The 23,314-nt window shown below is 60.2% G+C and carries 24 protein-coding genes; 14 read left to right on the forward strand and 10 right to left on the reverse strand.

From position 1 onward, the window contains the following. Nucleotides 1–70: 70 nt before the first annotated feature. Nucleotides 71–1,453: an aspartate aminotransferase family protein gene (locus AC1DVF_RS04855; protein WP_477782131.1), complete on the reverse strand. Its 1,383-nt coding sequence runs from the start codon at nucleotides 1,451–1,453 to the stop codon at nucleotides 71–73. Nucleotides 1,454–1,610: 157 nt separating this feature from the next. Between AC1DVF_RS04855 and AC1DVF_RS04860 the strand changes: the two genes are divergently transcribed. The 4 genes from AC1DVF_RS04860 (at nucleotide 1,611) to AC1DVF_RS04875 (ending at nucleotide 4,888) form a co-directional block, all read left to right on the forward strand. Then, a complete protein-coding gene (locus AC1DVF_RS04860; protein ID WP_460090972.1) occupies nucleotides 1,611–2,216 on the forward strand; it encodes a TetR/AcrR family transcriptional regulator in 606 nt (201 codons plus the stop codon). A gap of 73 nt (nucleotides 2,217–2,289) precedes the next feature. Then, a complete protein-coding gene (locus AC1DVF_RS04865) occupies nucleotides 2,290–3,405 on the forward strand; it encodes an AI-2E family transporter (protein WP_477782132.1) in 1,116 nt (371 codons plus the stop codon). Between the two features lie 108 nt (nucleotides 3,406–3,513). Beyond that, a complete protein-coding gene (locus AC1DVF_RS04870; protein ID WP_099759204.1) occupies nucleotides 3,514–4,302 on the forward strand; it encodes a DUF2092 domain-containing protein in 789 nt (262 codons plus the stop codon). A gap of 1 nt (nucleotide 4,303) precedes the next feature. Then, nucleotides 4,304–4,888 (forward strand): hypothetical protein, encoded by a 585-nt coding sequence (locus AC1DVF_RS04875; RefSeq protein ID WP_093431415.1) that lies wholly within the window; start codon nucleotides 4,304–4,306, stop codon nucleotides 4,886–4,888. Here the strand turns inward: AC1DVF_RS04875 and AC1DVF_RS04880 are convergent, their stop codons facing one another. Next, nucleotides 4,889–5,482: a DUF502 domain-containing protein gene (locus AC1DVF_RS04880; protein WP_477782133.1), complete on the reverse strand. Its 594-nt coding sequence runs from the start codon at nucleotides 5,480–5,482 to the stop codon at nucleotides 4,889–4,891. It abuts the gene before it with no gap. A gap of 68 nt (nucleotides 5,483–5,550) precedes the next feature. Next, nucleotides 5,551–6,213: an NADPH-dependent F420 reductase gene (locus AC1DVF_RS04885; protein WP_477782134.1), complete on the reverse strand. Its 663-nt coding sequence runs from the start codon at nucleotides 6,211–6,213 to the stop codon at nucleotides 5,551–5,553. Nucleotides 6,214–6,312: 99 nt separating this feature from the next. Here AC1DVF_RS04885 and AC1DVF_RS04890 point away from each other — a divergent pair, with 99 nt between their 5' ends. Beyond that, complete coding sequence (locus AC1DVF_RS04890; protein WP_099759200.1) at nucleotides 6,313–7,200, forward strand: LysR family transcriptional regulator; 888 nt, start codon at nucleotides 6,313–6,315, stop codon at nucleotides 7,198–7,200. A 31-nt stretch (nucleotides 7,201–7,231) separates the two neighbouring features. On the opposite strand, the gene proP is transcribed toward AC1DVF_RS04890, so the two are convergent. The 3 genes from proP to AC1DVF_RS04905 form a co-directional block, all read right to left on the reverse strand. Then, a complete protein-coding gene (gene proP / locus AC1DVF_RS04895) occupies nucleotides 7,232–8,734 on the reverse strand; it encodes a glycine betaine/L-proline transporter ProP (RefSeq protein ID WP_093431427.1) in 1,503 nt (500 codons plus the stop codon). Between the two features lie 251 nt (nucleotides 8,735–8,985). After that, a complete protein-coding gene (locus tag AC1DVF_RS04900; RefSeq protein WP_093431430.1) occupies nucleotides 8,986–9,645 on the reverse strand; it encodes a DUF3313 domain-containing protein in 660 nt (219 codons plus the stop codon). Next, nucleotides 9,645–9,962 carry a hypothetical protein gene (locus AC1DVF_RS04905; protein ID WP_477782135.1) on the reverse strand — a complete coding sequence of 106 codons (318 nt, stop codon included), beginning with the start codon at nucleotides 9,960–9,962 and terminating at the stop codon, nucleotides 9,645–9,647. Before AC1DVF_RS04905 ends, AC1DVF_RS04900 begins: the two co-directional genes overlap by 1 nt. A gap of 162 nt (nucleotides 9,963–10,124) precedes the next feature. Between AC1DVF_RS04905 and AC1DVF_RS04910 the strand changes: the two genes are divergently transcribed. From AC1DVF_RS04910 to AC1DVF_RS04940, 7 genes are all read left to right on the forward strand, one after another. Beyond that, nucleotides 10,125–10,832, forward strand: a complete 708-nt coding sequence (locus AC1DVF_RS04910; protein WP_320336738.1) for a response regulator — start codon at nucleotides 10,125–10,127, stop codon at nucleotides 10,830–10,832. Beyond that, complete coding sequence (locus AC1DVF_RS04915) at nucleotides 10,829–12,157, forward strand: ATP-binding protein (protein ID WP_460090965.1); 1,329 nt, start codon at nucleotides 10,829–10,831, stop codon at nucleotides 12,155–12,157. The genes AC1DVF_RS04910 and AC1DVF_RS04915 overlap by 4 nt, the downstream gene beginning before the upstream one ends. 56 nt (nucleotides 12,158–12,213) lie before the next feature. Then, nucleotides 12,214–13,503, forward strand: a complete 1,290-nt coding sequence (locus AC1DVF_RS04920; protein ID WP_477782136.1) for an NAD(P)/FAD-dependent oxidoreductase — start codon at nucleotides 12,214–12,216, stop codon at nucleotides 13,501–13,503. Between the two features lie 13 nt (nucleotides 13,504–13,516). Beyond that, a complete protein-coding gene (locus AC1DVF_RS04925; RefSeq protein ID WP_093431445.1) occupies nucleotides 13,517–14,074 on the forward strand; it encodes a helix-turn-helix domain-containing protein in 558 nt (185 codons plus the stop codon). A gap of 21 nt (nucleotides 14,075–14,095) precedes the next feature. Next, nucleotides 14,096–15,442: a glutamine synthetase family protein gene (locus AC1DVF_RS04930; protein ID WP_257355161.1), complete on the forward strand. Its 1,347-nt coding sequence runs from the start codon at nucleotides 14,096–14,098 to the stop codon at nucleotides 15,440–15,442. Nucleotides 15,443–15,580: 138 nt separating this feature from the next. After that, on the forward strand, nucleotides 15,581–16,069 hold the full coding sequence (locus AC1DVF_RS04935) for a DUF2867 domain-containing protein (RefSeq protein ID WP_460090962.1): 489 nt from the start codon (nucleotides 15,581–15,583) through the stop codon (nucleotides 16,067–16,069). 91 nt (nucleotides 16,070–16,160) lie between these two features. Next, nucleotides 16,161–16,523, forward strand: coding sequence for a hypothetical protein (locus AC1DVF_RS04940; protein ID WP_460090961.1), 363 nt, complete (start codon nucleotides 16,161–16,163; stop codon nucleotides 16,521–16,523). A gap of 86 nt (nucleotides 16,524–16,609) precedes the next feature. Here the strand turns inward: AC1DVF_RS04940 and alaE are convergent, their stop codons facing one another. Both alaE and AC1DVF_RS04950 read right to left on the reverse strand, forming a co-directional pair. After that, nucleotides 16,610–17,071: an L-alanine exporter AlaE gene (gene alaE, locus AC1DVF_RS04945; protein WP_460090960.1), complete on the reverse strand. Its 462-nt coding sequence runs from the start codon at nucleotides 17,069–17,071 to the stop codon at nucleotides 16,610–16,612. Nucleotides 17,072–17,109: 38 nt separating this feature from the next. Continuing rightward, entirely contained in the window at nucleotides 17,110–18,033 is a 924-nt protein-coding gene (locus AC1DVF_RS04950) for a LysR family transcriptional regulator (protein WP_477782137.1), read from the reverse strand. Nucleotides 18,034–18,211: 178 nt separating this feature from the next. Between AC1DVF_RS04950 and AC1DVF_RS04955 the strand changes: the two genes are divergently transcribed. Both AC1DVF_RS04955 and AC1DVF_RS04960 read left to right on the forward strand, forming a co-directional pair. Beyond that, nucleotides 18,212–18,859: a hydrolase gene (locus AC1DVF_RS04955; protein WP_477782138.1), complete on the forward strand. Its 648-nt coding sequence runs from the start codon at nucleotides 18,212–18,214 to the stop codon at nucleotides 18,857–18,859. Nucleotides 18,860–19,028: 169 nt separating this feature from the next. Then, nucleotides 19,029–19,283, forward strand: a complete 255-nt coding sequence (locus AC1DVF_RS04960; RefSeq protein ID WP_175559574.1) for a hypothetical protein — start codon at nucleotides 19,029–19,031, stop codon at nucleotides 19,281–19,283. A 63-nt stretch (nucleotides 19,284–19,346) separates the two neighbouring features. Here the strand turns inward: AC1DVF_RS04960 and AC1DVF_RS04965 are convergent, their stop codons facing one another. Together AC1DVF_RS04965 and AC1DVF_RS04970 are read right to left on the reverse strand one after the other, a co-directional pair. Then, entirely contained in the window at nucleotides 19,347–20,645 is a 1,299-nt protein-coding gene (locus tag AC1DVF_RS04965) for a carbohydrate porin (protein ID WP_477782139.1), read from the reverse strand. Nucleotides 20,646–20,730: 85 nt separating this feature from the next. After that, nucleotides 20,731–23,136, reverse strand: a complete 2,406-nt coding sequence (locus AC1DVF_RS04970; protein WP_477782140.1) for a glucose/quinate/shikimate family membrane-bound PQQ-dependent dehydrogenase — start codon at nucleotides 23,134–23,136, stop codon at nucleotides 20,731–20,733. Nucleotides 23,137–23,314 lie beyond the last annotated feature (178 nt).

The raw sequence follows: 23,314 nt of genomic DNA on the forward strand, positions 1-23,314 counted from the left end.
AATGCATTCCAAATGTGGGAGCGAGCTTGCTCGCGAAGGCGTCAGCCCGGCCAACCATCACTTCAGCCGATCACAAAACGCCGTACTCCCGCGCCGTCCGATCCACCGCAATCCGCGTCTTGTCGACCAGCTCATCCAGCTCCGTGCGCGTGGCCACCAGCGCCGGCGCCATGATCATCCGCCCCAATGTCGACCGAATGATCAAGCCTTCCTCAAAGCCAATCGTGCGGCAACGCCAGGCGATATCGTTTTCATTGGCAAAACGCTTGCGCGTCGCTTTGTCCTCAGCAAACTGCAACGCAGCCACCAGCCCGACGCCCTGAATCTCACCCACCAGCGGGTGATTGCCGAACACTTCGCGCAGGCAATTTTGCAGGTACGGCCCGGTGTCGGTTTTCACCTGAGCCACCACGCCCTCATCGCGCAAGGCCTTAAGGTTGGCAATCGCCACCGCGGCCGCGACCGGGTGCCCGGAGTAGGTCAGGCCATGGGCAAATACGCCACCTTTCTCGACCAATGCTTCAGCCATGCGCCGCGACAGAATCAAGCCACCCATAGGGATGTAACCCGAGGTCAGGCCCTTGGCGATCGACAGCGTGTCGGGCTCAAAACCAAATGCCTGATGGGCGAACCATTCACCGGTGCGACCAAAACCGCCAATCACTTCATCCGCACACAACAACACATCGTATTGACGGCAGATACGCTGGATTTCCGGCCAGTACGTCGCCGGCGGAATGATCATCCCTCCCGCACCCTGAAACGGTTCGGCGACAAACGCGGCGACCTTGTCGGCGCCTAGCTCAAGAATCTTGTCTTCCAGTTGCCGCGCCGCTTGCAGGCCAAACTCTTCCGGGCTGAGATTACCTTCATGGGCGAACCAGTACGGCTCATCAATGTGCGCGACATCGGGGATGGTCCCGCCCATCTCATGCATGAATTTCATCCCGCCCAACGCCGTCGCGGCCAGGGTCGAGCCGTGGTAGCCGTTCCAGCGGCCGATCATGATTTTCTTCTCGGGCTGGCCCATCACCTGCCAGAACTTGCGCACGGTGCGGATCAGCACTTCGTTGGCTTCGGAGCCGGAGTTGGTGTAGATCGCGTGGCTGTAGTGCTTGGGCAACAGACTGAAGAGCAGTTCGGACAGCTCGATCACCGCCGGGTGAGTGGTGTGGAAGAACATGTTGTAGTAGGGCAGTTGTTCCAGCTGCGCGGTCGCAGCAGCGGCGAGATCCTTGCGCCCGTAGCCGAGGTTGGTGCACCACAGACCCGACATGCCATCCAGATAGCGATTGCCGTCGTTATCCCACAACGCCAGGCGATCGCCGCTGACCATCACCCGTGGACCTTCCTCGTTGAGCGCCTTCTGATCAACGAACGCGTGGATGTGGTGAGCGGCGTCAGAGGCTTGGTAATCGCGGGTACTGCGGGTCGAATCGAATTCGGCGGACATGGCGGATCTCCAGAGCAAAGGGTAAGTGGGTGCGTTCGTCACAGCGCTGCACGGGGAAAGTTTTGTCATCTAAAAATATTTTTGTAAAGAAAATATTTGTGGGTAAAAAAAGATAACCGTAGGCTGACCGCCATTGGCAACGATCAACAGAGGCAACATGAGCGGACTCAGAGAACGGCAGAAGGAACAGCGCCGGCAGGTGATTGCCGAGGCGGCGCTCGAGTTGTTCAAGCGCAACGGTTTTGCGGCTACCACGCTGGACCAGATCGCCGTGCAGGCGGGGGTTTCCGCCCCCACCGTGGTCAACTATTTCGGCGGCAAGCAGGAGATTCTGCTGGCCCTGCTCAAACAACCCGACGAGCAAGCCATGCGCGAGGCGCGGGCGAATCTCGACGAGAACAGCGATCCGCTGGAGGCGCTGTGCGAGTTCGAAGGGCTGATGACCGATTACCAGCTACAAGCGATGCCGGCTTCGCTGTGGCGGGAACTGGCGCCGTTTCTGCTGACCGGTGAGTTGGCTGAGGCGATGAGCCCGTGGAATGCCGCCGTGATCGAAGAGACCAAAGCGCTGCTTCTGCATTTTCAGCAGGCCGGCAAAGTGCGCGAATCGATCGATCTCGATGTGGTGGCGACGCTGTTCAACCAATACGCGAACATGGCGTTCATTCGCCTCGCCACGCAGGAAATCCCGGATCGGGCCGCGCACGCCTTGCACATGCGCGGGGTTTTGAATCTGTTGTGTCACGGCATGCTGGAGCGCTAAGGCTAAAAGACGATGTGCCGGAAGTGAACTAGGCTCACAGCGGTTCATCGATGGCCCACCCAGGAGCGCCGACATGGAAGACAAACCGCTGATCACGTTTCAGAGTTCCAGAGCACTGCTGGACGTGCTCATTCGAGCGGGCCTGATCACCGTTCTGGTGCTGTTCTGCTACGACATTTTCCATCCGTTTCTCAATGTCATGCTGTGGGCGCTGATCCTGGCCGTCACGCTGTATCCGCTGAATCAGGCTCTGGGCGCGAAACTCGGTAATCGCTACGGCTGGGCGGCAATCATTCTGGTGCTGCTGGGCCTGGTGATTCTGATGCTGCCGTTGAGCCTGCTGGGTGCTTCGATCGCCGATTCGATCAAGGGCAGCATGCACACGTTCGAAGCGGGGCAGTTCGAGATACCGCCGCCACCGGCCAGTGTTGAAGGCTGGCCGTTGATTGGCGCGCCGCTTTACGGCATCTGGATGCACGCTTCGCAGGACCTGAGCTGGGCGTTTCAGGAGCTGGCGCCGCACCTCAAGGACTGGAGCAAAGTGGTGTTGCATCAAGCCGCCGGCGTCGGCGCAGGCATCGTGGTGTTTGTGATTGCCTTGATCGTTGCCGGGTTGATCATGCACCACGGCGAGCGCGGCCACCGCACAGCGGTTGCAGTCACCACACGCATTTCCGGGCCGGTGCGCGGCCCGCAGATCGCCGAACTGTGTACGGCAACCATCCGCGCCGTGGCGCAGGGCGTGGTTGGTATCGCCTTTATTCAGATGCTGCTGGTTGGCGTGGCACTGGTGGTCATGGGCGTACCGGCGGCCGGCATTCTTGCCTTGATGGTGTTGCTGCTGGGCATCACCCAATTGCCGGTGTTGCTGATCACGCTGCCCATCGTGATTTATGTCTTCGCCGTGGACGGGGTCAGCGCCAGCACGATTATCTTTGCGGTGTGGATGGCGATTGCCGGGCTTGCCGACAACGTGCTCAAACCGATGCTGCTGGGACGCGGCGTCGCGGTGCCGATGCCAGTAGTACTGATCGGCGCGCTCGGGGGCATGGTCACCAGCGGCATTATTGGTTTGTTCACCGGGCCGGTGATTCTGGCGGTTGGCTATGAATTGTTCATCGGCTGGGTGTATCAACCGGCCGATATCACCGAGCTTCTGGAGAGCCAGCGCAAAGAAAGTCTGCCGTGACACTCATCCCTTTCGCTGACGCATTGGCGTACACCTTAGCGGACGTCTAGGCTGGTCAGTCAGTCGCCCTTCGGGCGCAACGCCCACGCAGGGACAGGAGCGGAACCGATGAAAGCCCCAGCCAGTATTGTCTGCCTGATGTTCACACTGGTTCTCGCGCCGGGAGTCCGCGCCGAAGACCCGCCGGCGACGCCCCCTCACGCGGCCACCGATGATGCGCCGTTGATCAACCCGCAAGTGGTCGACAAGCTCATCGATATGGGCGATTACCTGCGCAGCCTGCCGAAATTCCAGGTCGACGCCCAAGTCTCGCGCGACACGGTTCTGGAATCCGGGCAGAAGATCAAGACCGAGTCCGCCAACACCCTGAAAGTGGTCGGCCATGATCGCCTGTATGCGAAAAGCGAAGGCGATGTGCGCACCCGCGAGTTTTTCTATAACGGCAAAAAACTCACCCAGTATTCGCCATACCTGAAGTACTACACCACCGTCGACGCCCCGGCCACGGTGGCGGAAACCCTGCACAAGGTCGAAAACTTCTACGGTGTGCAGGTACCGATGGAGGACCTGTTTCTGTTCGGCAGTGATCAGGCGCAGATCGATGCCTTGAAAGCCGCGTTGTACGTGGGCCCGTCGGTCATCAAGGGCCAGCTCTGCGACCATTTGGCGTTTCGCCAGGAGGGCATCGACTGGCAATTGTGGCTGACCCGCTCCGACAAACCCTTGCCGTGCAAGCTGGTGATCACCACCACCGACGATAAGAGCTTCCCCGAGTACAGCGCGGTGTATCAGTGGAACCTCAAGCCGACCATTCCGGACACGCAGTTCACCTTCAAACCGGGCAAAGGCGATGTGGCGATTGCGTTTAAACAGGCCAGCGATCAGGGAGGGCAGTGATATGAACAAGTCGATGACGTGGAGTTTGTTGTTGTCGCTGGCCACCGCCACGCTGCTGACCGCCGGTTATGTCGCCGAAGCCGATGCCCGGGGGCAACGCGCCCAGGGCCATGCCCGCGCCAACGTCAATCGCGCGCCAGCACCGAACGCGCAACGGGCGCAGCGGATCAATGCGCCGCAGCGCACCAACAATGTCAGTGCCGGTAACCGGGTCAATTCGGGCAATCGGGTCAATTCGGGTAACCGGGTCAATGCCGGCAACAACGTTGGTAACCGTACGAACGTCAACAACGGCAACCGAAACGTCAACATCGACAACAGTCGCGATGTCGATATTGATGTCGACGGCCATGGCCGTTATGGCTACGACGATCACTACCATCCGGTGGCGGCCGCAGTGGCGGTAACGGCAACCGTCGCGGCCACTGCGGCGGTGGTAGGGGCGATCTTTACCCCGGCGCAAATGCCCAGCAGTTGTGTGCAGGTGATTCAGTACAACGTCGCCTACATGCAATGCGGCTCGACCTGGTACCAGCCGCAGTATCAGGGCAGTGATGTGACGTATGTGGTGGTCAATGCGCCTTGATCAGGCTTTCGGCACCCACGCTTGCATCTGCGCCAGCATGCCACGGCCGCCACGGCGTAACCCGGTGGCCAGGGTCAGCCACGACAGCTCAGTAACGATGACGTGTGCGGCAGGCACCAGTCGCACTTCACCGGCAGTGCTGCCCGCCGGGCCACCGTCCGGTATGAAAATCGTCAGCCAGTCATCCACGCTTTCGACGATCAGGCACAGGCGAAAGCCTTCGCCCTCGGCAATCAGGCCGACCTTGGAACCGTCCTCGTTTTCCAGCCCGGCAAACCGCGCCGTGGTGTCCTTGAACAACTGGTAACCGGGCAGGTTGCTGAGCAGCTTGTTTTCCGTGGCCTCCAGCGCCCGCGCCGCCGCAGACGTGCGTGCCAGCAGCCCGGCGAGAAAACACAGGACGATCAGGCCCAGCAACGCCGCCAGACTCACCAGCGTCACGCCCGCCACGTCATAGCCCTTGAACATCGGCAATAACTTTTCTACCGGCCCGCGCAGCAGGTGGATGGCTTTTTCGATCAGCACGACGATCAACACCAACGGCAGAATGAACAGCAGACCGCCGACCACGGTGGTCTTGATGAACTTGAACATGACGGCTCCTTGAATGACGTGCGATCGGATTCAAGGCTAGCTGATCTCCGTCCAGCTGCCGGAAGGCTTCAGCGCCGCCAACTGCCCAAAGGTAACTCGACCTCGCGCTCGGCAGCAGCCAGTGCTTTCTCCAGCCCGGACTTGTCCAGCGGCGCGCAGTAAGCCGGTTTCGCCCGCTCGAATCGCCAGCTCTCATCGAGGCCTCCGGCGTCGACCGCATCGAAGCCGAGTTCGTCCAGCAAACCCACGACCAATGCCTTGGCGTCAGCGTCATCTGCGGCGACGGGCAGGGCGCGCCGCTCGCTGGAATCATGCGGGCGGGCATCGGTGAGCAAGTCCGCTGCGAGAATGGCATTGAACACCTTGACCACCGTGGCTCCGCGCAAATGCTCTGCGAGCAAGCGGCTGGTGGTGCTCTGGAACCTGTCGAGTACGGCGATGTGGCCGTCGCGATCAGGGTAATAGTTGTTGGCGTCGAGCACGGTTTTCCCTTCGAACCAGGCTGGCGGCAGGCTCGGGATGTGTTCGTAGGGGATGGCCAGCAACACCACGTCGGCAAACTGTGTGGCCTGTTCGGCCGTGCCGATCTGGCAGCCGGTGATGCCGGCGAGCACGCTGCTCATGGTCTTCGGGCCGCGTGAGTTACTGAGCATTACTTCGTGCCCGGCGGCGAGGACGATTTGCGCGACGGCGCGCCCGATGAATCCGGCTCCAACGATTCCAATGCGCATGGTGTGTTCCTCTGTCAGGTGGGGAGCCACTATGATGATTCCTGCCCAGATGCAGATAAATTGCACTCTGTTACTTACTTTCGCTAACAGGAGTTTCGAATGGATCGGCTGACCAGCATGGCGGCTTTCGTGATGGCGGCTGAAGCGGGCTCGTACGCCAGCGCTGCGCAACGCCTCGACATGTCGGCGCAAATGGTCGCCAAACACGTGGCCGCCCTTGAACAGCGGCTGGGTGCGCGGTTGCTCAATCGCACCACGCGCCGGCAGAGCCTGACCGAACTGGGCCAGGCCTACTACGAGCGCTGCAAGCACATCGTCACTGAGGCAGAGGCCGCTGATTCGCTGGCGCAGATCATGAATGACACGCCGCGCGGCAAGCTCAGGATCAGCGCGCCGGTAACCTTCGGTTCGTACAGCCTGATGCCGTTCATGACCGCGTTCTTGCGCGAATTCCCTGAAGTGGAAATTGATCTGCACCTGACCGACCGTGCGGTGGATCTGGTGGAGGAGGGGTTTGAGGTGGCTTTCCGGATCGGCCCGTTGGCCACGGCTAGCCTCACCGCCAGGCCCTTGGCCGCGTATCGCTTGATTGTCTGCGCGGCGCCACGCTATCTGGCGGAACACGGCACACCGCAAGTGCCCACCGATCTGCAACAACATGAGTGCCTGGGTTATGCCTATTGGTCACGGCCTGCCGATCACGAGTGGTCGTTTTTCAACGGTGCGCAGGTCGAGCGCGTGCCGGTGAGCAGTCGCTTGCACGTCAACGAGAGCAAGGCGTTGTTGTCAGCGGCGGTGGATGGTTTCGGGATTGTGCTGGGGCCTGCCGACTTTCTTGAACCGGCATTGCGCAGAGGCGAGTTGGTGAGGTTGTTGGAGGGGTTTGAGGCGCCGAGCAGAGCGATGCATCTGCTGTACACGGCGCATCGGCAGAAGACCGCGAAAGTGCGCCAGTTCATCGATGCCGCGGTCAGCCGATTTGGCTGACCGGGCGATTTGGATGAGTGAATAAAGCGACTCAGTTAATTCGCGGATGCTGCTGCACCAGTTCCTTGCGCTTGGCTTCCAGCGCGGCGATTTCGGCGTCGATGTCTTCGATCTTCTGCTCGATGTTGTCGTGGTGCTCTTGCAGCAGTTCCTTGGCTTCCTCGAGGTCCGAGGCTGCCGGCGCGGCACCGCGCAATGGCTTGTTCGCGGTTTCCTTCATGGTCACCCCGGTGGCCAGACCGATCACGGCGATGACCATCAGGTAATACGCCGGCATGTACAGATTATTGGTGCTCTCGACCAGCCACGCGACCACAGTCGGAGTCAGGCCGGCAATCAATACCGAGACGTTGAAAGCAGCCGCCAGCGCGCTGTAGCGAATGTGCGTGGGAAACATCGCCGGCAGGGTCGAGGCCATGACACCGATAAAGAAGTTCAGTAGCACGGCCAGCATCAGCAGACCGGCGAAGATCAAACCGATCTTGCCGCTGTTGATCAGCATGAACGCCGGGATCGCCAGAATGAACAAACCGATGCTGCCAACCACGATGAAAGGCTTGCGGCCGATCTTGTCGCTGATGAAGCCAATCGCCGGTTGTACGAAGAGCATGCCGACCATGATCGCGATGATGATCAGCACACCACGGTTTTCGCTGTAGTGCAGATTGTGCGAGAGGTAACTCGGCATATAGGTAAGCAGCATGTAGTAGGTGACGTTGGTCACCGCCACCACGCCAATGCAGGTCATCAGGCTGCGCCAGTGTTTGGTCGCGACCTCTTTGAACGAGACTTTCGGGCCACCGGCGAGGCCTTCACGATCGCCTTGCTCAAGCTTTTCGACGTGTTGCTGGAACGCCGGGGTTTCTTCCAGGGCGTGACGCAAATAGAGGCCGATCATGCCCAGCGGCAAGGCGAGGAAGAACGGCAGACGCCAGCCCCATTCTTCGAACTTGGCTTCGCCCAGCGTGGTGGAGATCAACACCACCACACCGGCACCGAGAACGAAGCCGGCAATCGAGCCGAAATCCAGCCAACTGCCGAGGAAGCCACGCTTGCGGTCCGGCGCGTATTCGGCGACGAAGATCGACGCTCCGGTGTATTCACCGCCCACCGAGAAGCCTTGGGCCATTTTCGCCAGCAACAGCAGGATCGGTGCCCAGATGCCAATCGAGGCATAGGACGGAATCAGGCCAATGGCGAAGGTGCTCAGCGACATGATCACGATGGTCGCGGCGAGGACTTTCTGTCGCCCGTACTTGTCGCCCAAGGCGCCGAAGAACAAGCCGCCCAGCGGCCGGATCAGGAAGGGCACCGAGAACGTCGCCAGCGCGGCGATCATCTGGGTGCCGGGGTCGGCGCCGGGGAAGAACACTTTGCCGAGCACATAGGCGACGAAGCCGTAAACACCAAAGTCGAACCATTCCATGGCATTGCCCAGGGCGGCAGCGGTAATCGCTTTGCGCATCTTGGCGTCGTCGACAATGGTGATGTCGTTCAGGCCGATCGGCTTGACGGTTTTCTTGCGTGATTTCATCCGGGTCTTCTCTTTGCTGATCCATCGTGCCGCGTAGATGCCATCTTTTTGATGGCGCGTACTCTTTGGCTCAGATACATGAGGACACGAAATAATTCACTGCCAGGCGCTTTTTTTCCTGGCGCACCGGTGTAGGAGCTGCCGAAGGCTGCGATTGATCGTTCCCACGCTCTGCGTGGGAATGCAGCCGGGGACGCTCCGCGTCCCAACAAGATCGCAGCCTTCGGCAGCTCCTACAGGGGGATATGTGTTTACCGGCGGATGGCCGTATACGATTGCCGCAGGTCGCTGGCCCATCCGTCCAGCACCACTTTGATGTCGTCGGCGGTCAACACCTGCTTGTCGTTCTCCAATGGCACGCCGGTGCCTTTGCGCACCACTTCGGCAATCACTTCGCCGGTGGAACCGTCCTCGAACGACACTTCGGTGGCGACTTGGCTGTCCTGATCGCGGATGCCGGTCGCCGTGCTCACACCGGCAGCGACGAGGGTGACGGGCAGCCACTCATAAAAGCGCAAACCCTGAGTGCTGGTCGCCACTTGGGTGATGGCGGGGCGCACCACCAACGTGTTCGGCCCCGGTTGGTTGACCAGATGCATCACCTTGCCCAATTCCAGCCGCAGCGCCGCATCGTAGTAGTCAGTAACCCCGGACAGCGTGCTCAGCGGAATCCGCGACGTCGGCTCGGCACTTGGGTAAAACTGGCTTGGTGCCAGGTAAACCTGGGTATATCGGCCCCGGGCGAGTGCCGGGCTGACCCACGCCAGGACAGGCTGGCCGGACGGCGACTGGCGCTCGGCCAAGACGCTGTAGTCATGCAGAAAGCCGCTGTGTTCGACCTTGTTACTGCTGCAGGCGGACAGGCTCAGGGTGGTGGCGAGGGCCAGCGACAGCGAATGCGTGCGGGTCATTAACGGGTTTCCTTGTGAGGTTGCGTGGCGATGCTGTCCGAGCATTCGATGTGCAACTGGCCGTGGCTCATGATCCATTGGATCAGGTCGGCGGCAGCGATGCTGTGGACGTATTCGACCCAGTGCGCATTGGTCGGGCTGAACTGCTCGAAGTAGYGGCGCAGGACGATGCGGCTCTGATCGCTGGAAACGCTCAGGCACGACTCCTGAAACACGATCGGTGTGTCGGGGCCGAGCGCGGCGGTGCGCTGGCTGAGGATCAAGGGACGATTGCTGTTGTGCCCCTCGGCGCAATGGTTGTCGTTCAATAGCTTCATGCGAACCCCCTGGATTGGAATGGCCGCAGAATGCCCGCGCGGTTTTGCCAGAGAATGTCCGCTTGATGTCTAGCGCGTAGAAATGTTGCTCGATTGAAATAAATGACCCGGGCGGCGAAATGGCTTTAGATTGGCGTTTTTTCGCCGCATGGATCTGTAATTGTGAGCAGACTGCTGTTCGTCGACGACGACGTGGAAATTCTCGCGCTGCTGAAGAAATTCTTCGTGCAGCACGCCTATGAAGTCGACGTCGCGCCGCATGGCGAGGCCATGTGGGCGGCGATCGCGCAGAACCGTCCGGACACGATCATTCTTGATCTGATGATGCCCGGCGAAAGTGGTTTGAGCCTGTGCCAGAAGGTGCATACGCAACTGGGCATTCCGATCATCATGCTCACCGCCATGGCCGAACTGAGTGATCGCATTGTCGGGCTGGAACTGGGCGCGGACGATTACCTGACCAAGCCGTTCGCCCCGCAGGAACTGCTCGCGCGGGTGCGCGCCTTGCAGCGTCGTGCCAGTGAACAGCGGCATCCGGTTGAGCCATCACGCCCGGTGATCGGCTTCGCCGGTTGGCATCTGGACATCACCTGCCGCGAATTGCGCTCGCCGGAAAACGTGATGATTCCGTTATCCGGCGGCGAGTTCGATTTGCTCGTGGTGTTCCTCGATCATCCGCAACGCATTCTGACCCGCGAACAGTTGATCGACCTGACCCACGGCCATGGCCATGACGCTTTCGACCGCAGCATCGATGTGCAAGTCAGTCGCCTGCGGCGCAAGATCGAGCCGGACAGCAAGCGCCCGGACCTGATCCGTACCGTGCGCAACGGCGGATATCTGTTCACCGCCAAGGTCAGCCGCTCGTGATTCGCCGACTGTGGCGTGGCGACACCCTGCGCCGGCGCATCGCCCTGACCATCATTGCGGCGATGGTCGCGTCGCTGGCGTTGAATGCGCTGTTCGTGCAAGTCGCCGGGATCTGGGCGCGGCCACCGATTGAACGCACCGGTCTGCTCGAGCAGATTGCGGCGACCTCGCGGGTGATCGAAGCCGCCCCGGCCAACCTGCGCCCGCAACTGGCCGCAGCGGCGAGCAGCGCCATGCTGCAAGTGTCATGGAAAGCACAGCGCGCCGACTTCGATCTGCCCAATGACGGCCTTCGCCTGCCAGCGAGCAGGGTGCCGGTGCTGCAGCAACTGCTGGGCAATGATCGAAAAATCGAGGTGTTCAGCCCGGGCGACTGGCCGAAAGGCAGTGCCCAGGCGCATTACGCCGCCGTCGTGCAATTGGTCGATGGCAGTTGGTTATCCTTTATCCCGCCGGAGCGCAGTTGGGGTCTGGAGTTTGGCGTGCGTATCGTGATCGTCATCGCGTTGGGACTGATTGCCACATTGCTCGTCGCCTGGGTCGCCACCCGGCAACTGGCCAATCCGTTGCAGCGCTTTACGCGTGCCGCCAGACGATTTGGCACCGATCTGCGCGCACCGCCGATCAAGCTCGAAGGCCCCGACGAAATCCGTCAAGCGATCATCGCTTTCAACACCATGCAGGCGCAGATCCAGCATTTCATTGCCGAGCGTACGCACATGCTGGCGTCGATCTCCCATGACTTACGTGCGCCGCTGACGCGCATGCGTTTGCGCAGTGAGTTCATGGAAGACCTCGATCATCAGGGCAAACTGATTCGCGACGTTGAAGAGATGCAGTCGATGATCAACGCCGCGCTGGCGTTCTTCCGCGAAGACACCCATCGCGAGCAAACCACAGCATTTGATCTGTCGGAGCTGCTGCAAACCATCGTCGACGATTACCGTGATCAGCAGATCAATGTCGACTTCGGCGGCCCGGCGCATTTGGTGTATGAAGGCCGGCCACTGGGGATCAAACGGGTGATCGTCAATCTGCTGGAGAATGCGCTGAAGTATGCGCAGCGTCCGGTCATTGCGTTGAAGCGTGACGAGTATTCGATTCGCATCGAGGTCAGCGACGAAGGCCCCGGCATTCCCGAGGTGGCGTTGGAGCAGGTGTTCGATCCGTTCTTTCGGCTGGAGACTTCGCGCAATCGTGACACCGGCGGTGTGGGTCTGGGTCTTTCCGCAGCGCGAGCCATCGTCCGTGAGCAGGGCGGTGAATTGACGCTGAGCAATCGCAAGAGCGGAGGGTTGATCGCGAAGGTCGAGTTGCCTGTGTGAAATTTCTTCTGTAGATTTTCATGAAATTACAAGAAACAAATTTCATGGGGTCGTGAATGTTTCAGCAATCCAGCCAGCACGTCGACAGCTATTACGCCCACAGCTGCGCCGATATTCTGAGCCATCGGCCGGCTCTGGAAGGCGAACATGACGCCGACGTGGTGATCATCGGCGCCGGTTTCAGTGGTCTGCACACGGCGCTGCGTCTGGCCTTGGCGGGTAAACGCGTGATCGTGCTGGAGGCCAGTCGCGTGGCGTGGGCGGCCTCGGGGCGTAACGGCGGGCAGGCGATTCTTGGCTGGTCGTGCGATATGCCGCCGCTGGAAGCCGCGCTCGGTTATGAGCGGGCCAGACGGCTTTGGGATGGCATGCGCTGGGCTGCCGACGAATTGCGCGAATTGCCCGGCCGCCATGGTTTCGATTGCGACTATCGCCCCGGGCATTTGTGGACATCGGTGATGCCACGGCGGGTCAGCCTGCTCAGCGAATGGCAACATGAGGCCAGCCATAAGTGGGGCCATGATGGGTTGCAGTTCATCCCTCGTGAACAATTGCCGGAATGGGTGGCCACCGATCGCTATCAGGCCGGGCTTTACGATCCTGAGGGCGCACACCTCAATCCTCTGAAACTGGCCTTGGGCCTGGCGGCCGCCATCGAGCGGGCCGGCGGACGTATTCATGAACAAAGCAAAGCGCTGAGTTATCAGGAGCAGGGCGACGGCTTTCGGGTCAACACCGAGCGCGGTTTGGTGYGCGCCGATGTGCTGGTGTTGGCCTGCAATGCCTACCTCGATGAACTCGACCCGCAACTGTCCAGTTGCATTCTGCCGGTGGGCACTTATCAGGTCGCCACCGCACCGCTCACCGCTGAGCAGGCCAGCGCGCTGTTGCCGCACAACGTTTGCGTGACCGACAACCAGTTCGTCCTCGATTACTTCCGCCGCACACCGGACAACCGCTTGTTGTTCGGCGGCGGCTGCACTTACCTGGGCGGTATGCCCAAGGACATCGCGGCGGCAACGCGGCCATTTCTTGAGCGAGTGTTCCCACAGCTCCAGGGTGTCGGCATCGAGTTTGCCTGGGGCGGGCATATCGACCTGACGATCAACCGCACGCCGGACGTGGGCGGCGAGGGTAACCGTTATTGGCTGCAAGGCTACTCGGGGCACGGCGTCCTGCCGACATTGGCCGCCGCACGTGCGGTGTCCAATGCGATCCTCGGCGATAGCGATGAATTGGCGTTGTACCAGGGCCTGAGCAATGGCCGTTTTCCCGGTGGCAAACATTTCGCGGCACCGCTGGAGGCCATCGGCAAGGCCTGGTATCGACTGCGCGACAGCATTTGATGAGACTTTGGCCATGAACAAGCAAGAAGAAATCGCCGCGCTGGCGATCCTCATCCACGACCTGCGCAAGCACAAGAAATGGACCCTGAAGGAACTGGCCGACAAGATCGGCCGTTCGGTCGGCTTCCTGTCGCAGGTCGAGCGCGGTTTGTCGCGGCCTACCGTGGCGGACCTGACTGCGATCAGCGAAACCTTCGGCGTGCCGACCACGTATTTCTACAGCCTGCCCAAGCCCAAGGAATTGCCGTGGGTGACGCGCCCGGACGAGCGTCGCACGCTGTATTACGCCAATGGCATCACCGACATTCTGGTATCGCCGCAGATGCGCGCCTCGTTCTCCATGCTCGAAAGCCATCTCGAAGCCGGCGCCAGCAGCGGTGATCGCCATCTGACCGACAGCTCCGAGCAGGGCGGTTACGTCCTCGAAGGCGAACTGACGTTGTGGCTGGGCGACGATGAAGAGCCGGCTACGTTGAAGGCCGGCGACAGCTTTCAGTTCGACAGTCATACCCGCTGCCGCTACGGCAACCTCACCGAGCAGCTCACCCGCGTGCTCTGGGTCTACACCTGATAACCATAAAGGATGAACACGATGGACGCTGTCTGCGCTGACCTGCTCGCCGAAGTACGGGCGTTTCGCCAACGCTACCCCGAGGTGCGTTATGTCGACCTGATTTGCCTGGACATCCCGGGGCATTTTTACGGCAAGCGTTATCCGGTAGACATGCTCGAAAAAGTCGCCGCCGGCAGCGTACTGAAGCTGCCGCAGAATTGCGTACTGTTGGGCGTGCAGGGTGGTTTGTTCCCGATTGGCGATTACTGCTTCAACGACGGCGACCCGGATGCCGTGCGCCGTCTGGTGCCGGGCACACTGAAACCGGTGACATGGGAAGCGCAGCCGCTGGGGCAGATGCTGATCACTTCCGACGGCACTGAAAAGCCGATCGAATTCGAACCCCGTGAAGTGCTCGCACAGGTGCTTAAGCGCCTGGCGCGCAAAGGCATTCACCCGGTGGTGGCCTTTGAGCTGGAGTTCTACCTGTTCGATAAAAAGCTGCGCGACGGTCTGCCGCAATTCCCCCGCGACGACCTGACTGACGACGCCGATGATCAACCGAACCTGCACATCGAGCGGCTTTCACGCTTCGCGCCGGTGCTGGATGAAATGGTCGAAGCCACTCGGGCGCAGGGCATCGACGCCACGGTGATTACCGCTGAACTCGGCCCCGGACAGTTTGAAATCAACTTCGGCCATCTCGACGACGGTTTGCGTGCGGCGGATTGGGCGGCGTTATTCTGCCGCAGCACGCGCGGTGTGGCGCTCAAGCATGGTTATCGCGCCAGTTTCATGGCCAAGCCGTACTTGCAACATCCGGGCAGCGGTATGCATGTGCATGTCAGTTTGTACGACGCAGCCGGCAATAATCTGTTGGCGGCCAATGAGCAGCAGCCGCTACGCCATGCAGTCGCGGGGTGCCTGGAATTACTGCCGCACAGCATGCCGATCTTCGCGCCGAACCAGAACTCGATGCGCCGATTGGGCGGCACGGTGAACACCGCGACCAAGGCCAGTTGGGGTTTTGAGGATCGTGATGCGTGTCTGCGGATTCCCGAGTCGGACGCGAAGAATTTGCGGGTTGAATATCGCTTGGCGGGCGCGGACGCCAATCCGTATCTGGTGCTGGCGGCGATACTGGTGGGGCTGGAGCACGGGCTGGAATCGGCTAAAGAACCGATCGCACCGCTGAATGAAGACCGCAGCAGCGGGATTGATTTCCCCAAGGAGATGTTCGAGGCAGTGCGTGCGATGCAGCATCAGCCGCAGTTGCGGGAAGGGTTGGGCGCGGAGTTTGTGGATGTGTATTGCGAGAATAAACGCCAGGATCATTTGGCGTTTATGCAGGAGATCAGTGCGCGGGAGTATCGCTGGTATTTGTGACCCGGTGCTTATCCAGAGCGCGCCTTGAATGGCCGCTTTTACGCGCATTGCACGTCTGCTGGCGTGGAAATCGCGTTGCGCAGAGACGCAAGGAAAGTGATGTCGAGTAACAAATCGGCCCATTGAAAGGAATCATGTATGACCACCCCTTCACCTGCTCACACCCTGAGGGCATTGCCTGATCTTGATTACTATCACAGCCGATCGGTGCTGCTGCCTGTTGAAATAACCACTCTTGAAGCCTGGAACTGCATGCGGGCCAAGCCGGGACTGGTCATGCGACTGGCGTTTCGAACGAGGGATGCGATTTGCTCGTTAGTTGGCGTGAAGCGCATCGGCGGTTTCTCTGGCGCCCGTCGAGAGGCAATACAGGCTGGCGAAAAGCTGGATTTTTTTCTGGTGGAGCATAGTGGCCCCGACGTGCTCGTTCTGAGCGTAAGAGACCGACATCTGGATGTCATGATTTGCCTGTCGATAACAGATCATGTGTTCACAATCACATCGTCTGTCGTAACGCATAACGTCTTTGGGCGCGTCTATATGTTGCCGGTGGGCGTAGTCCATAAGGTGCTGGTCAATAGGGACCTCGAGCGTCTCAAGCGGAATACAGGCGCCGCCGAAGTGTAGTTAACGGTGCCCGCGCCGGGACAGCCGCGGTGGGGCAGAGGCAGACGTTGACTGTGGAACGAGTAGCAGCAAGAAGATTTGGAGTGGAACCATGCAATGCACCTGCAACGGTCAAAACAACCTGGTAGATATCAGTCAGCGTTACACGGCGTTTGTCGCAGGAATGCGCTGCCTGGCGACGGGGGACTGGATCAAACTATTGCAATGTGCCGGGTGCGGGCAGCTTTGGCGAGCGGATGAGTGGGATAAATATCAAACCCTGTACGCCCGCAAACTGGACTCGCCCGAGGGCTGGGAATCAGCTGAAATGGAAACTTTGATAAAGCTGCGCATGGTCGAAAATCATGGCGGTCTGGATACATCTGCTTGTCTGGCGAAGGACTGCCAGCAACCTGTACTCAAGGGAAGAGCCTATTGCGTTGACCACTTTTATGAAACCGGAGCAAGAGCATGAACTGCTGAAACTGGCCAGTAGAGCGGGATTAAAGAACAGATCACGTTTTTCTGAATGGGGTCTTCCCTGAAATTTTCCCCAGCCACTCAACCCTTCAACGACATCGGCTTGTCCCCACCCGGCGGCAAACCAAACAGCTTCCGCACCCGATTAAGAAACGCCCCATAGGGTCGCCCCAGAGCCAGCATCATCACGGCCGCACCCAGTGTGCCGCGCACCAGACCTTCGCCCGATGCACCACTGAAGCCAATGATCGCGGCATAGATGGGCACCTGAAAACTGACCAGGGCGATGCTGTCCCATAACAACCTCGACACCCGACCCTGACTGGCTCGCGTCATCACCCAATCGCGCCAGATACCGTAAGGTCGCGCGACCGGAATCATCAGCACCGCGCCCAGCAGGCGCGCGTGCAGAACCTGATCCCACGTCATGCCGGCAATGAAACGTTCATTGAGGATGCCGGTGATGGTGAAAAACAGGATCAGCGCTGTGGTGTCTGCGATAAATGCAGTCCGACGCGTTGACTGTTGCAGGCGTTGCGGCACCTCACTTCTCCTTTCATGGCTTCAGGACCGAACTTTCCTCAGCTGGACGCCGACATTTCATCGGGCTGTGACAGCGGCTGCACGGCGAGGTGCGGAGATTCGCCGAAGTACTCGATCAGCAGATCCGTGAGCACGCGTATCTTGCGCGCGGGATGCGGGCCCGGCGCGCGGAGGAGGTAGGCACCGGCCGGGGGCGGTGGATGGTTGGTCATGATCGGCACGAGTGCACCCGAGGCAATGTGTTCGTGGGTGAGACAATCGGGCAGGTAGGCGACGCCGAGGCCGGCAGCCGCGGCTGCGGCGAGGGCCGTGCCGTTGTCAGCCTTGAAGCGTCCTTGCGGGCGAACCGTGATGACCTTGTCAGCCGCCATGAATTGCCAGGCTTCGGTGCCTTGCATGAGCGCCTGATGGGCGTGCAGTTCGTCCGGGGTATCGGGCGCGCCGTGCGCTTTGATGTAGTCGGGGCTTGCGACGAGCTTGGTGTAGACCGGGCCGATACGCCTCGCGATCAAGTTGGAGTCCTGCAGGTAACCCACGCGAATGGCGCAATCATAGCCCTCGGTAATCAGGTCAACGAAGCGATCGCTGTAGCAGGTCTGCATGTGCAACTGAGGGTGACGGCGAGCCATTTCCGCCAGCACCGGTGCGAAGTGCGTCGGCCCGAACGATAACGGCACCGCCACGCGCAAGCGACCGCGCAGGGCGCCGGCGGGCAGGATGGTTTCCTTGGCGATGTCGATTTCGCTGCACACTCGGGCGGCGTAATCGCGAAATGTCGCGCCGGCTTCGGTGAGTGAAGCCCCGCGCGTGGAGCGTGCCAGCAATTGCACGCCGAGTTCCGCTTCAAGCCGCGCCAGACGGCGGCTGACGATTGATTTCGAAACCCCGAGCCGCAGCGCTGCCTGTGAAATGCCCCCGGCATCGGCCACTTCGACGAAGGTTTGCAGTTCTTCGATATCCATTCTCGCGTTCCCCTTGGCGCGACACAGTTCGCCTCGGGATGCTACTACTGCTGCGAATAGGGGAACAGCACAATGGGTTTTCCAGGCACGGCGTCACTCGCGTGCGTTCTGGAACCAAAAACTGCACGGGCTCCGGCCGTTTTACCGACGTGCGTTACCCATACAAAAGGACCTGCAAATGGCAAGCGAACCCATCCGTAACCCGCACACCGATCAACTCCTGACGCCCGACAATTCAGCGTTGATCATCATCGACTATCAACCGGTTCAGGTGTCTTCGATCCGCTCGATGTCACGGGATGAACTGGTCTTCAATATCACCAGCGTTGCGAAGGCGGCGCTCAACTACAACCTGCCGATCATCCACTCGACCGTCAATGTCGCGACCGGTCGCAACAAACCGCCGATTCAAGAGTTGCAAGCGGTACTCGGCCATCTGCCCACCTATGACCGCACGTCGATCAACAGTTGGGAGGACACCGGGTTCAAGCAGGCAGTCAAAGCGCTCGGGCGCAAGAAACTGATCATGACCGCACTGTGGACCGAAGCCTGCCTGACCTTCCCGGTGCTCGACGCCATTCAGGAAGGCTATGAAGTTTACGTGCCGGTCGATGCGGTGGGCGGCACGTCGCTCGCCGCACACGAGGCAGCGTTGCGCCGAATGGAGCAGGCGGGGGCGAAGCTCATCAGCCGGGTACAGATGTACTGCGAACTGCAGCGCGACTGGGCGCGCGAAGTAACCGTGCCAGGCTTTATGGGCGTGTTCGAAAACTTCGACGGTTTCAATGCTGAAAAGGCGCTCCAGGAGGCGGGCAACAAGGCCTGATCAACCGGCGGTTGTTGAAGGTGGCGCTGGCGACAGCTGGCGCGGCCTTCATTTTTGGCTTGTTTCGAATGCCGCAAAATAATCTGAACCGCTCCGAGACCTGCTCGCCTAATGATTAGCTTGTGGTCAATCGCACAGGCGCTGTGTCAATAACGGCACACTCCGAGAGGTGGTCAACGTGGCTAAAGACGAAAAGAAAAGCAAAGACAAAGGTGATGCTTCGAAAGCCAGCAAGGATCTGAAAGACAAAAAGTCATCACCAGAAAAGAAATCAGCGGCAGCTTCGACGCTTTCAAAGTCTTCCGACAAGAAAGACAAGAAGAAAGACGCCGAGCCCAAGAAGTCGGCGAAAAAAGCCGACAGCAAGCCTGAGAAGGCCAAGGATTCGAAGAAGGCTGATAAGCCGGCCAAAAAGAAAAAGTGATCTTGAAGGCAAGAAAAAACCCGGCAATTCGCGCCGGGTTTTTTATTGTCTGCTATTTGGAGATCAGAGCGCCGCTTTGACCTGCAAGCCAATCACCAGCGCATTGTCGATGTCCTGCCCGGAAAACGCGCCCGGCTCGATGATGTACTGCACATTTGGGCGCAGGGTCAGCCAAGGCGTGGCCTGATAACCGTAGCCGAGTTCGATCAGTTGCTCGGCGCTGTCCAGGTTCGGGAACGCCGTGCCGTTGTTCAATGCGGCGTCCTGCTGCACATCGCGGCTGCGCGGGTTCGGCACGGCGCGACCATAACCCAGCGCGACGGTGTCTCGCGGGCGACCTTCGAACGGTTTGTACAGCACCACGCCGGTGCCGTACCACTTGCTGAACGGCGACGCCGCTTCGCTGGCCGCCGAGTATTGGCCGAACGCGTGCAAGCTGCGGCCTTCGGATGTCGCCGAACTCCAGACGGCCTGGTCGATCAGCAGATAATGACCGCCGCGACCGGACACTTCTTTGTCGCTGCCGATGCGTTTTACGTCGGAGCTGTCGTAGTAGTAGCCGAGCTTGTATTCGCCGGGCAGGGCGCCCGCGTGTTTGTACACCAGCTCGATCGGCACCACGGTGCCGGTGGTGTGTTTCGGATCAAGGTGCCAGGCGCGGCTGGAATTGCCGTTGCTCTCGGGGTCGACGTTGAACGCGGCCACGCGCAGTTGCCACGACGACGACAGGTCGTATTTCACCCGCACGCCCAGGCGCGCGTTGGGGTAGTTGGTCCAGCCGCTGCCGCCGGACATGTTCAACGGATGGCCGCAGAAACCGGCGTTCATGAAGTTGCACAGAATGCCGCTGTCGAGGCCGCCGAGGTCGTTGCCCATGGCCATGTAGCCGAGTTTCACATTGAGCGCTGGAGTGAACAGCGTGCGCTCGTAACTCAGTTCGGTCAGGCGCGTGTACAGGCCACCGTAGTTTTCCTGGATCGGCAGACGGTTGCCGACCAGATCTTCCGAGGCGCTGTTGCCGCGACGATCGTTGATGGTCAACTGGACCTTGCCGGCGTTGTCTACGCCGTACAGTTTGCTCAGGTCGAACTGCACGCCGAGCTTGATGTTCTGCGAGTAACGCGCCGAGCGATGCAAGCCACCGTCGGCGTTGTAAGCCATTTCGCCGCTGTAGTCGCCAGTGAACTTGATGCCCTGTTCATCCATCTGGTGACGCAAGCCACCCCAGTCACCAGTGAGGGTGCTGCGGGTCAACAAATCGGAATCGATGTCGGCCAGCGCGGGGAGAGCGGTGGTGCACGTCAGGCCCAGCAACAGGCCTTTGAACAGGTCGGAACGGGAAAAACCAACAGCCGATAGCATGTAAATCTTCCTGCAAAAAACATGAGCAATAGGGGGAAAGCAGCGCGGCACCCGAAGGTGCCGCGCTTTACGTGAACACCGTGGTTTACGGCAGGGCGTAAGCCATCACGTAGTCGCCGCGATCGGTCGACTGGCGCGCGCCACCGGCGGTGATGACGATGTATTGCTTGCCGGTTTTCGGCGAAACATACGTCATCGGGCCACCTTGGCTGCCGACCGGCAGACGTGCTTTCCAGACTTCTTCACCGTTGCCGCTGTTGAACGCGCGCAGGTAGAAGTCCTGGGTGCCGGCGATGAAGATCAAACCACCTTGGGTCGACAGGGTGCCGCCGAGGGTTGGCAGACCAATCTTGATCGGCAGGTGCATGCGGATGCCCAGTGGACCGGTGTCTTCAACGGTACCGACCGGAACCTGCCAGGCGACTTTCTGCGTCTTCATGTCGATCGCCGTCAGCGTGCCGAACGGTGGTGCTTGGCACGGAATGCCGGCTACCGACAGGAAGCGGTTTTTGTTCACCGCGTACGGCGTACCTTTCAACGGCACGGCGCCCATGCCGGTGTTCAGCGCTTCGCCACCGCCAGCGGCCTTGCCCTGGTTCTGCGACGGGATCATCTGGATCCACAGGCCCAGACGCATGTCGTTGACGAAGATGAAACCGTGTACCGGGTCAGTGGAGATGCTGCCCCAGTTCATGCCGCCTAGCGAACCCGGGAAACTCAGCGATTTATCGGTGCCCGGCGCGGTGTACAGGCCGTCGTAACGCATGCCTTTGAAGTCGATGCGGCAGAGCAACTGGTCGTAAGGGGTCGCGCCCCACATGTCCGATTCAGTCAGGTGCTGTGCGCCGATCTGCGGCATGCCCAGCGATTTCGGCTGGGTTGGCGAGTATGGTTCGTTCGGGATGTTCGCCGCTTTCACCGGTACTTCTTTCACATCGGTCAGCGGTTTGCCGGTGGCGCGGTCGAGCACGTAGATCTGCCCGGCCTTGGTGCCGATGACCACGGCCGGTACGGTTTTACCGTCCTTGGTGAAGTCGATCAGGCTCGGCTGCATCGGCAGGTCGAAGTCCCACAGATCGTTGTGCACGGTCTGGAACACCCAGCGTTCTTCACCACTGGTGGCGTCCAGCGCGAGGATCGAAGCGCCGTAGGTGTGATCGAGCTTGCTGCGTTCGACACCATAGATGTCGGTGGACGAGCTGCCCATCGGCAGGAACACGGTGTTGGTCGCCGGATCATAGGACATCGGTGCCCAGCTGTTCGGCGTGCTGCGCACATAGGTGCTGCCGTCTGCCGGCGCTTTTTTATCCTGCGGGTTGCCCGGGTCGAAGGCCCAGCGCATGGCACCAGTCATCACGTCAAAACCACGGATCACGCCGCCGGGCATGTCGGTCTGCACGTTGTCAGCCACGCGACCGCCAACCACCACGGTGGTGCCGGCCATCAACGGAGCGGACGACAACTGATAGTAGCTGTCCGGGACATCACCCAGACCGGCCTTCAGATCGACCTGGCCATTGTTGCCGAAACCCTGGCAGAACTCGCCAGTGTCAGCATCAACTGCGATCAAACGGGCATCGATGGTGTTGGTCAGCAGACGGCGCTGGCAGTTGGCGGCCGGCGCCGGTTTGGCTTCGATTATTTTCGAATTGGCTGGCTGAGCAATGGCAGCGCTGGCGTCGAAATAGGCCATGCCACGGCAACGCTGCCAGACTTTCGACTGGGCGTTGATCGCGTTCTTCCACAGCTCTTTACCGGTGTCGGCATCAAGGGCGATCAGGTTGTTGTGCGGGGTGCAGATGAACACCTTGTTGCCAACCTGCAGCGGAGTGAGCTGGTCTTCAGCGCCATTGCCATCGCTCTCGGCGACGTCACCGGTGTGGTAGGTCCACGCGACTTTCAGCTTGTCGACGTTGTTGCGGTTGATCTGGTCCAGCGCGGCGAAGCGGCTGCCACCTTCGGTATTACCGTAGTGCGCCCAGTCCTTTTGTGCCTTGTCCGGCTCGACCGGGGTCAGGCCCGGGCCAGTGCCGGTGGCGGCAACGGTAGGGTGCGCGACGAACATGTTGCCAGCCGCCACAACCACGCCGACCGCCAGCACCGCAGCCACAGCGTAAGCGCCGCGACCCGCAACGCCACCGTTGGCACGTTTGAGCAGAGGATAAACCAGCGCCACGACCAGGCCGATCACGCTGAACATGAACAGGCGCGAGAACACCGGCCAGAACACCAGCCCGGCATCGCTCACCGCCCAGATCGCTGTTCCGACCAGGAACGCGGCAAACAACCACGCACCGGCTGGCTTGTAGCGCGCGATCAGCAGACCGGAAACGGCCATGACCAAGCCACCCACCAGGAAGTACCACGAGCCTCCCAGGCTGACCAACTTCACGCCGCCCGCAGCCAGCGCCAAGCCGAGCAGGGCGATGACGACGCCCAGCCCGACCAGAATGAATTTTGATATGCCCGAGAGGCGTTGACTCTGCTTCACGTTGAATGTCCCGTTGAAATGAGGAGGGCATTATATAGTTAGGTAACTACCTAGTTAAATCACTAATTCAGTAATAAAGCGTTGTTGGATTTTTGATAACCCGCTTGGGCGGCAAATGGCGCTCTAACAGGCTTCAGCAGAGCTTTTGAAAACCTGCAAAAGACGCCGTTTTGTCAGA

It is taken from the genome of Pseudomonas sp. P4_D7 (assembly GCF_056401755.1).

Coding starts and splice junctions, on each gene's coding strand:
- AC1DVF_RS04855 (WP_477782131.1), bottom strand. CDS start 1,453: ATGTCCGCCGAATTCGATTCGACCCGCAGTACCCGCGATTACCAAGCC.
- AC1DVF_RS04860 (WP_460090972.1), top strand. CDS start 1,611: ATGAGCGGACTCAGAGAACGGCAGAAGGAACAGCGCCGGCAGGTGATT.
- AC1DVF_RS04865 (WP_477782132.1), top strand. CDS start 2,290: ATGGAAGACAAACCGCTGATCACGTTTCAGAGTTCCAGAGCACTGCTG.
- AC1DVF_RS04870 (WP_099759204.1), top strand. CDS start 3,514: ATGAAAGCCCCAGCCAGTATTGTCTGCCTGATGTTCACACTGGTTCTC.
- AC1DVF_RS04875 (WP_093431415.1), top strand. CDS start 4,304: ATGAACAAGTCGATGACGTGGAGTTTGTTGTTGTCGCTGGCCACCGCC.
- AC1DVF_RS04880 (WP_477782133.1), bottom strand. CDS start 5,482: ATGTTCAAGTTCATCAAGACCACCGTGGTCGGCGGTCTGCTGTTCATT.
- AC1DVF_RS04885 (WP_477782134.1), bottom strand. CDS start 6,213: ATGCGCATTGGAATCGTTGGAGCCGGATTCATCGGGCGCGCCGTCGCG.
- AC1DVF_RS04890 (WP_099759200.1), top strand. CDS start 6,313: ATGGATCGGCTGACCAGCATGGCGGCTTTCGTGATGGCGGCTGAAGCG.
- proP (WP_093431427.1), bottom strand. CDS start 8,734: ATGAAATCACGCAAGAAAACCGTCAAGCCGATCGGCCTGAACGACATC.
- AC1DVF_RS04900 (WP_093431430.1), bottom strand. CDS start 9,645: ATGACCCGCACGCATTCGCTGTCGCTGGCCCTCGCCACCACCCTGAGC.
- AC1DVF_RS04925 (WP_093431445.1), top strand. CDS start 13,517: ATGAACAAGCAAGAAGAAATCGCCGCGCTGGCGATCCTCATCCACGAC.
- AC1DVF_RS04930 (WP_257355161.1), top strand. CDS start 14,096: ATGGACGCTGTCTGCGCTGACCTGCTCGCCGAAGTACGGGCGTTTCGC.
- AC1DVF_RS04935 (WP_460090962.1), top strand. CDS start 15,581: ATGACCACCCCTTCACCTGCTCACACCCTGAGGGCATTGCCTGATCTT.
- AC1DVF_RS04940 (WP_460090961.1), top strand. CDS start 16,161: ATGCAATGCACCTGCAACGGTCAAAACAACCTGGTAGATATCAGTCAG.
- AC1DVF_RS04950 (WP_477782137.1), bottom strand. CDS start 18,033: ATGGATATCGAAGAACTGCAAACCTTCGTCGAAGTGGCCGATGCCGGG.
- AC1DVF_RS04955 (WP_477782138.1), top strand. CDS start 18,212: ATGGCAAGCGAACCCATCCGTAACCCGCACACCGATCAACTCCTGACG.
- AC1DVF_RS04965 (WP_477782139.1), bottom strand. CDS start 20,645: ATGCTATCGGCTGTTGGTTTTTCCCGTTCCGACCTGTTCAAAGGCCTG.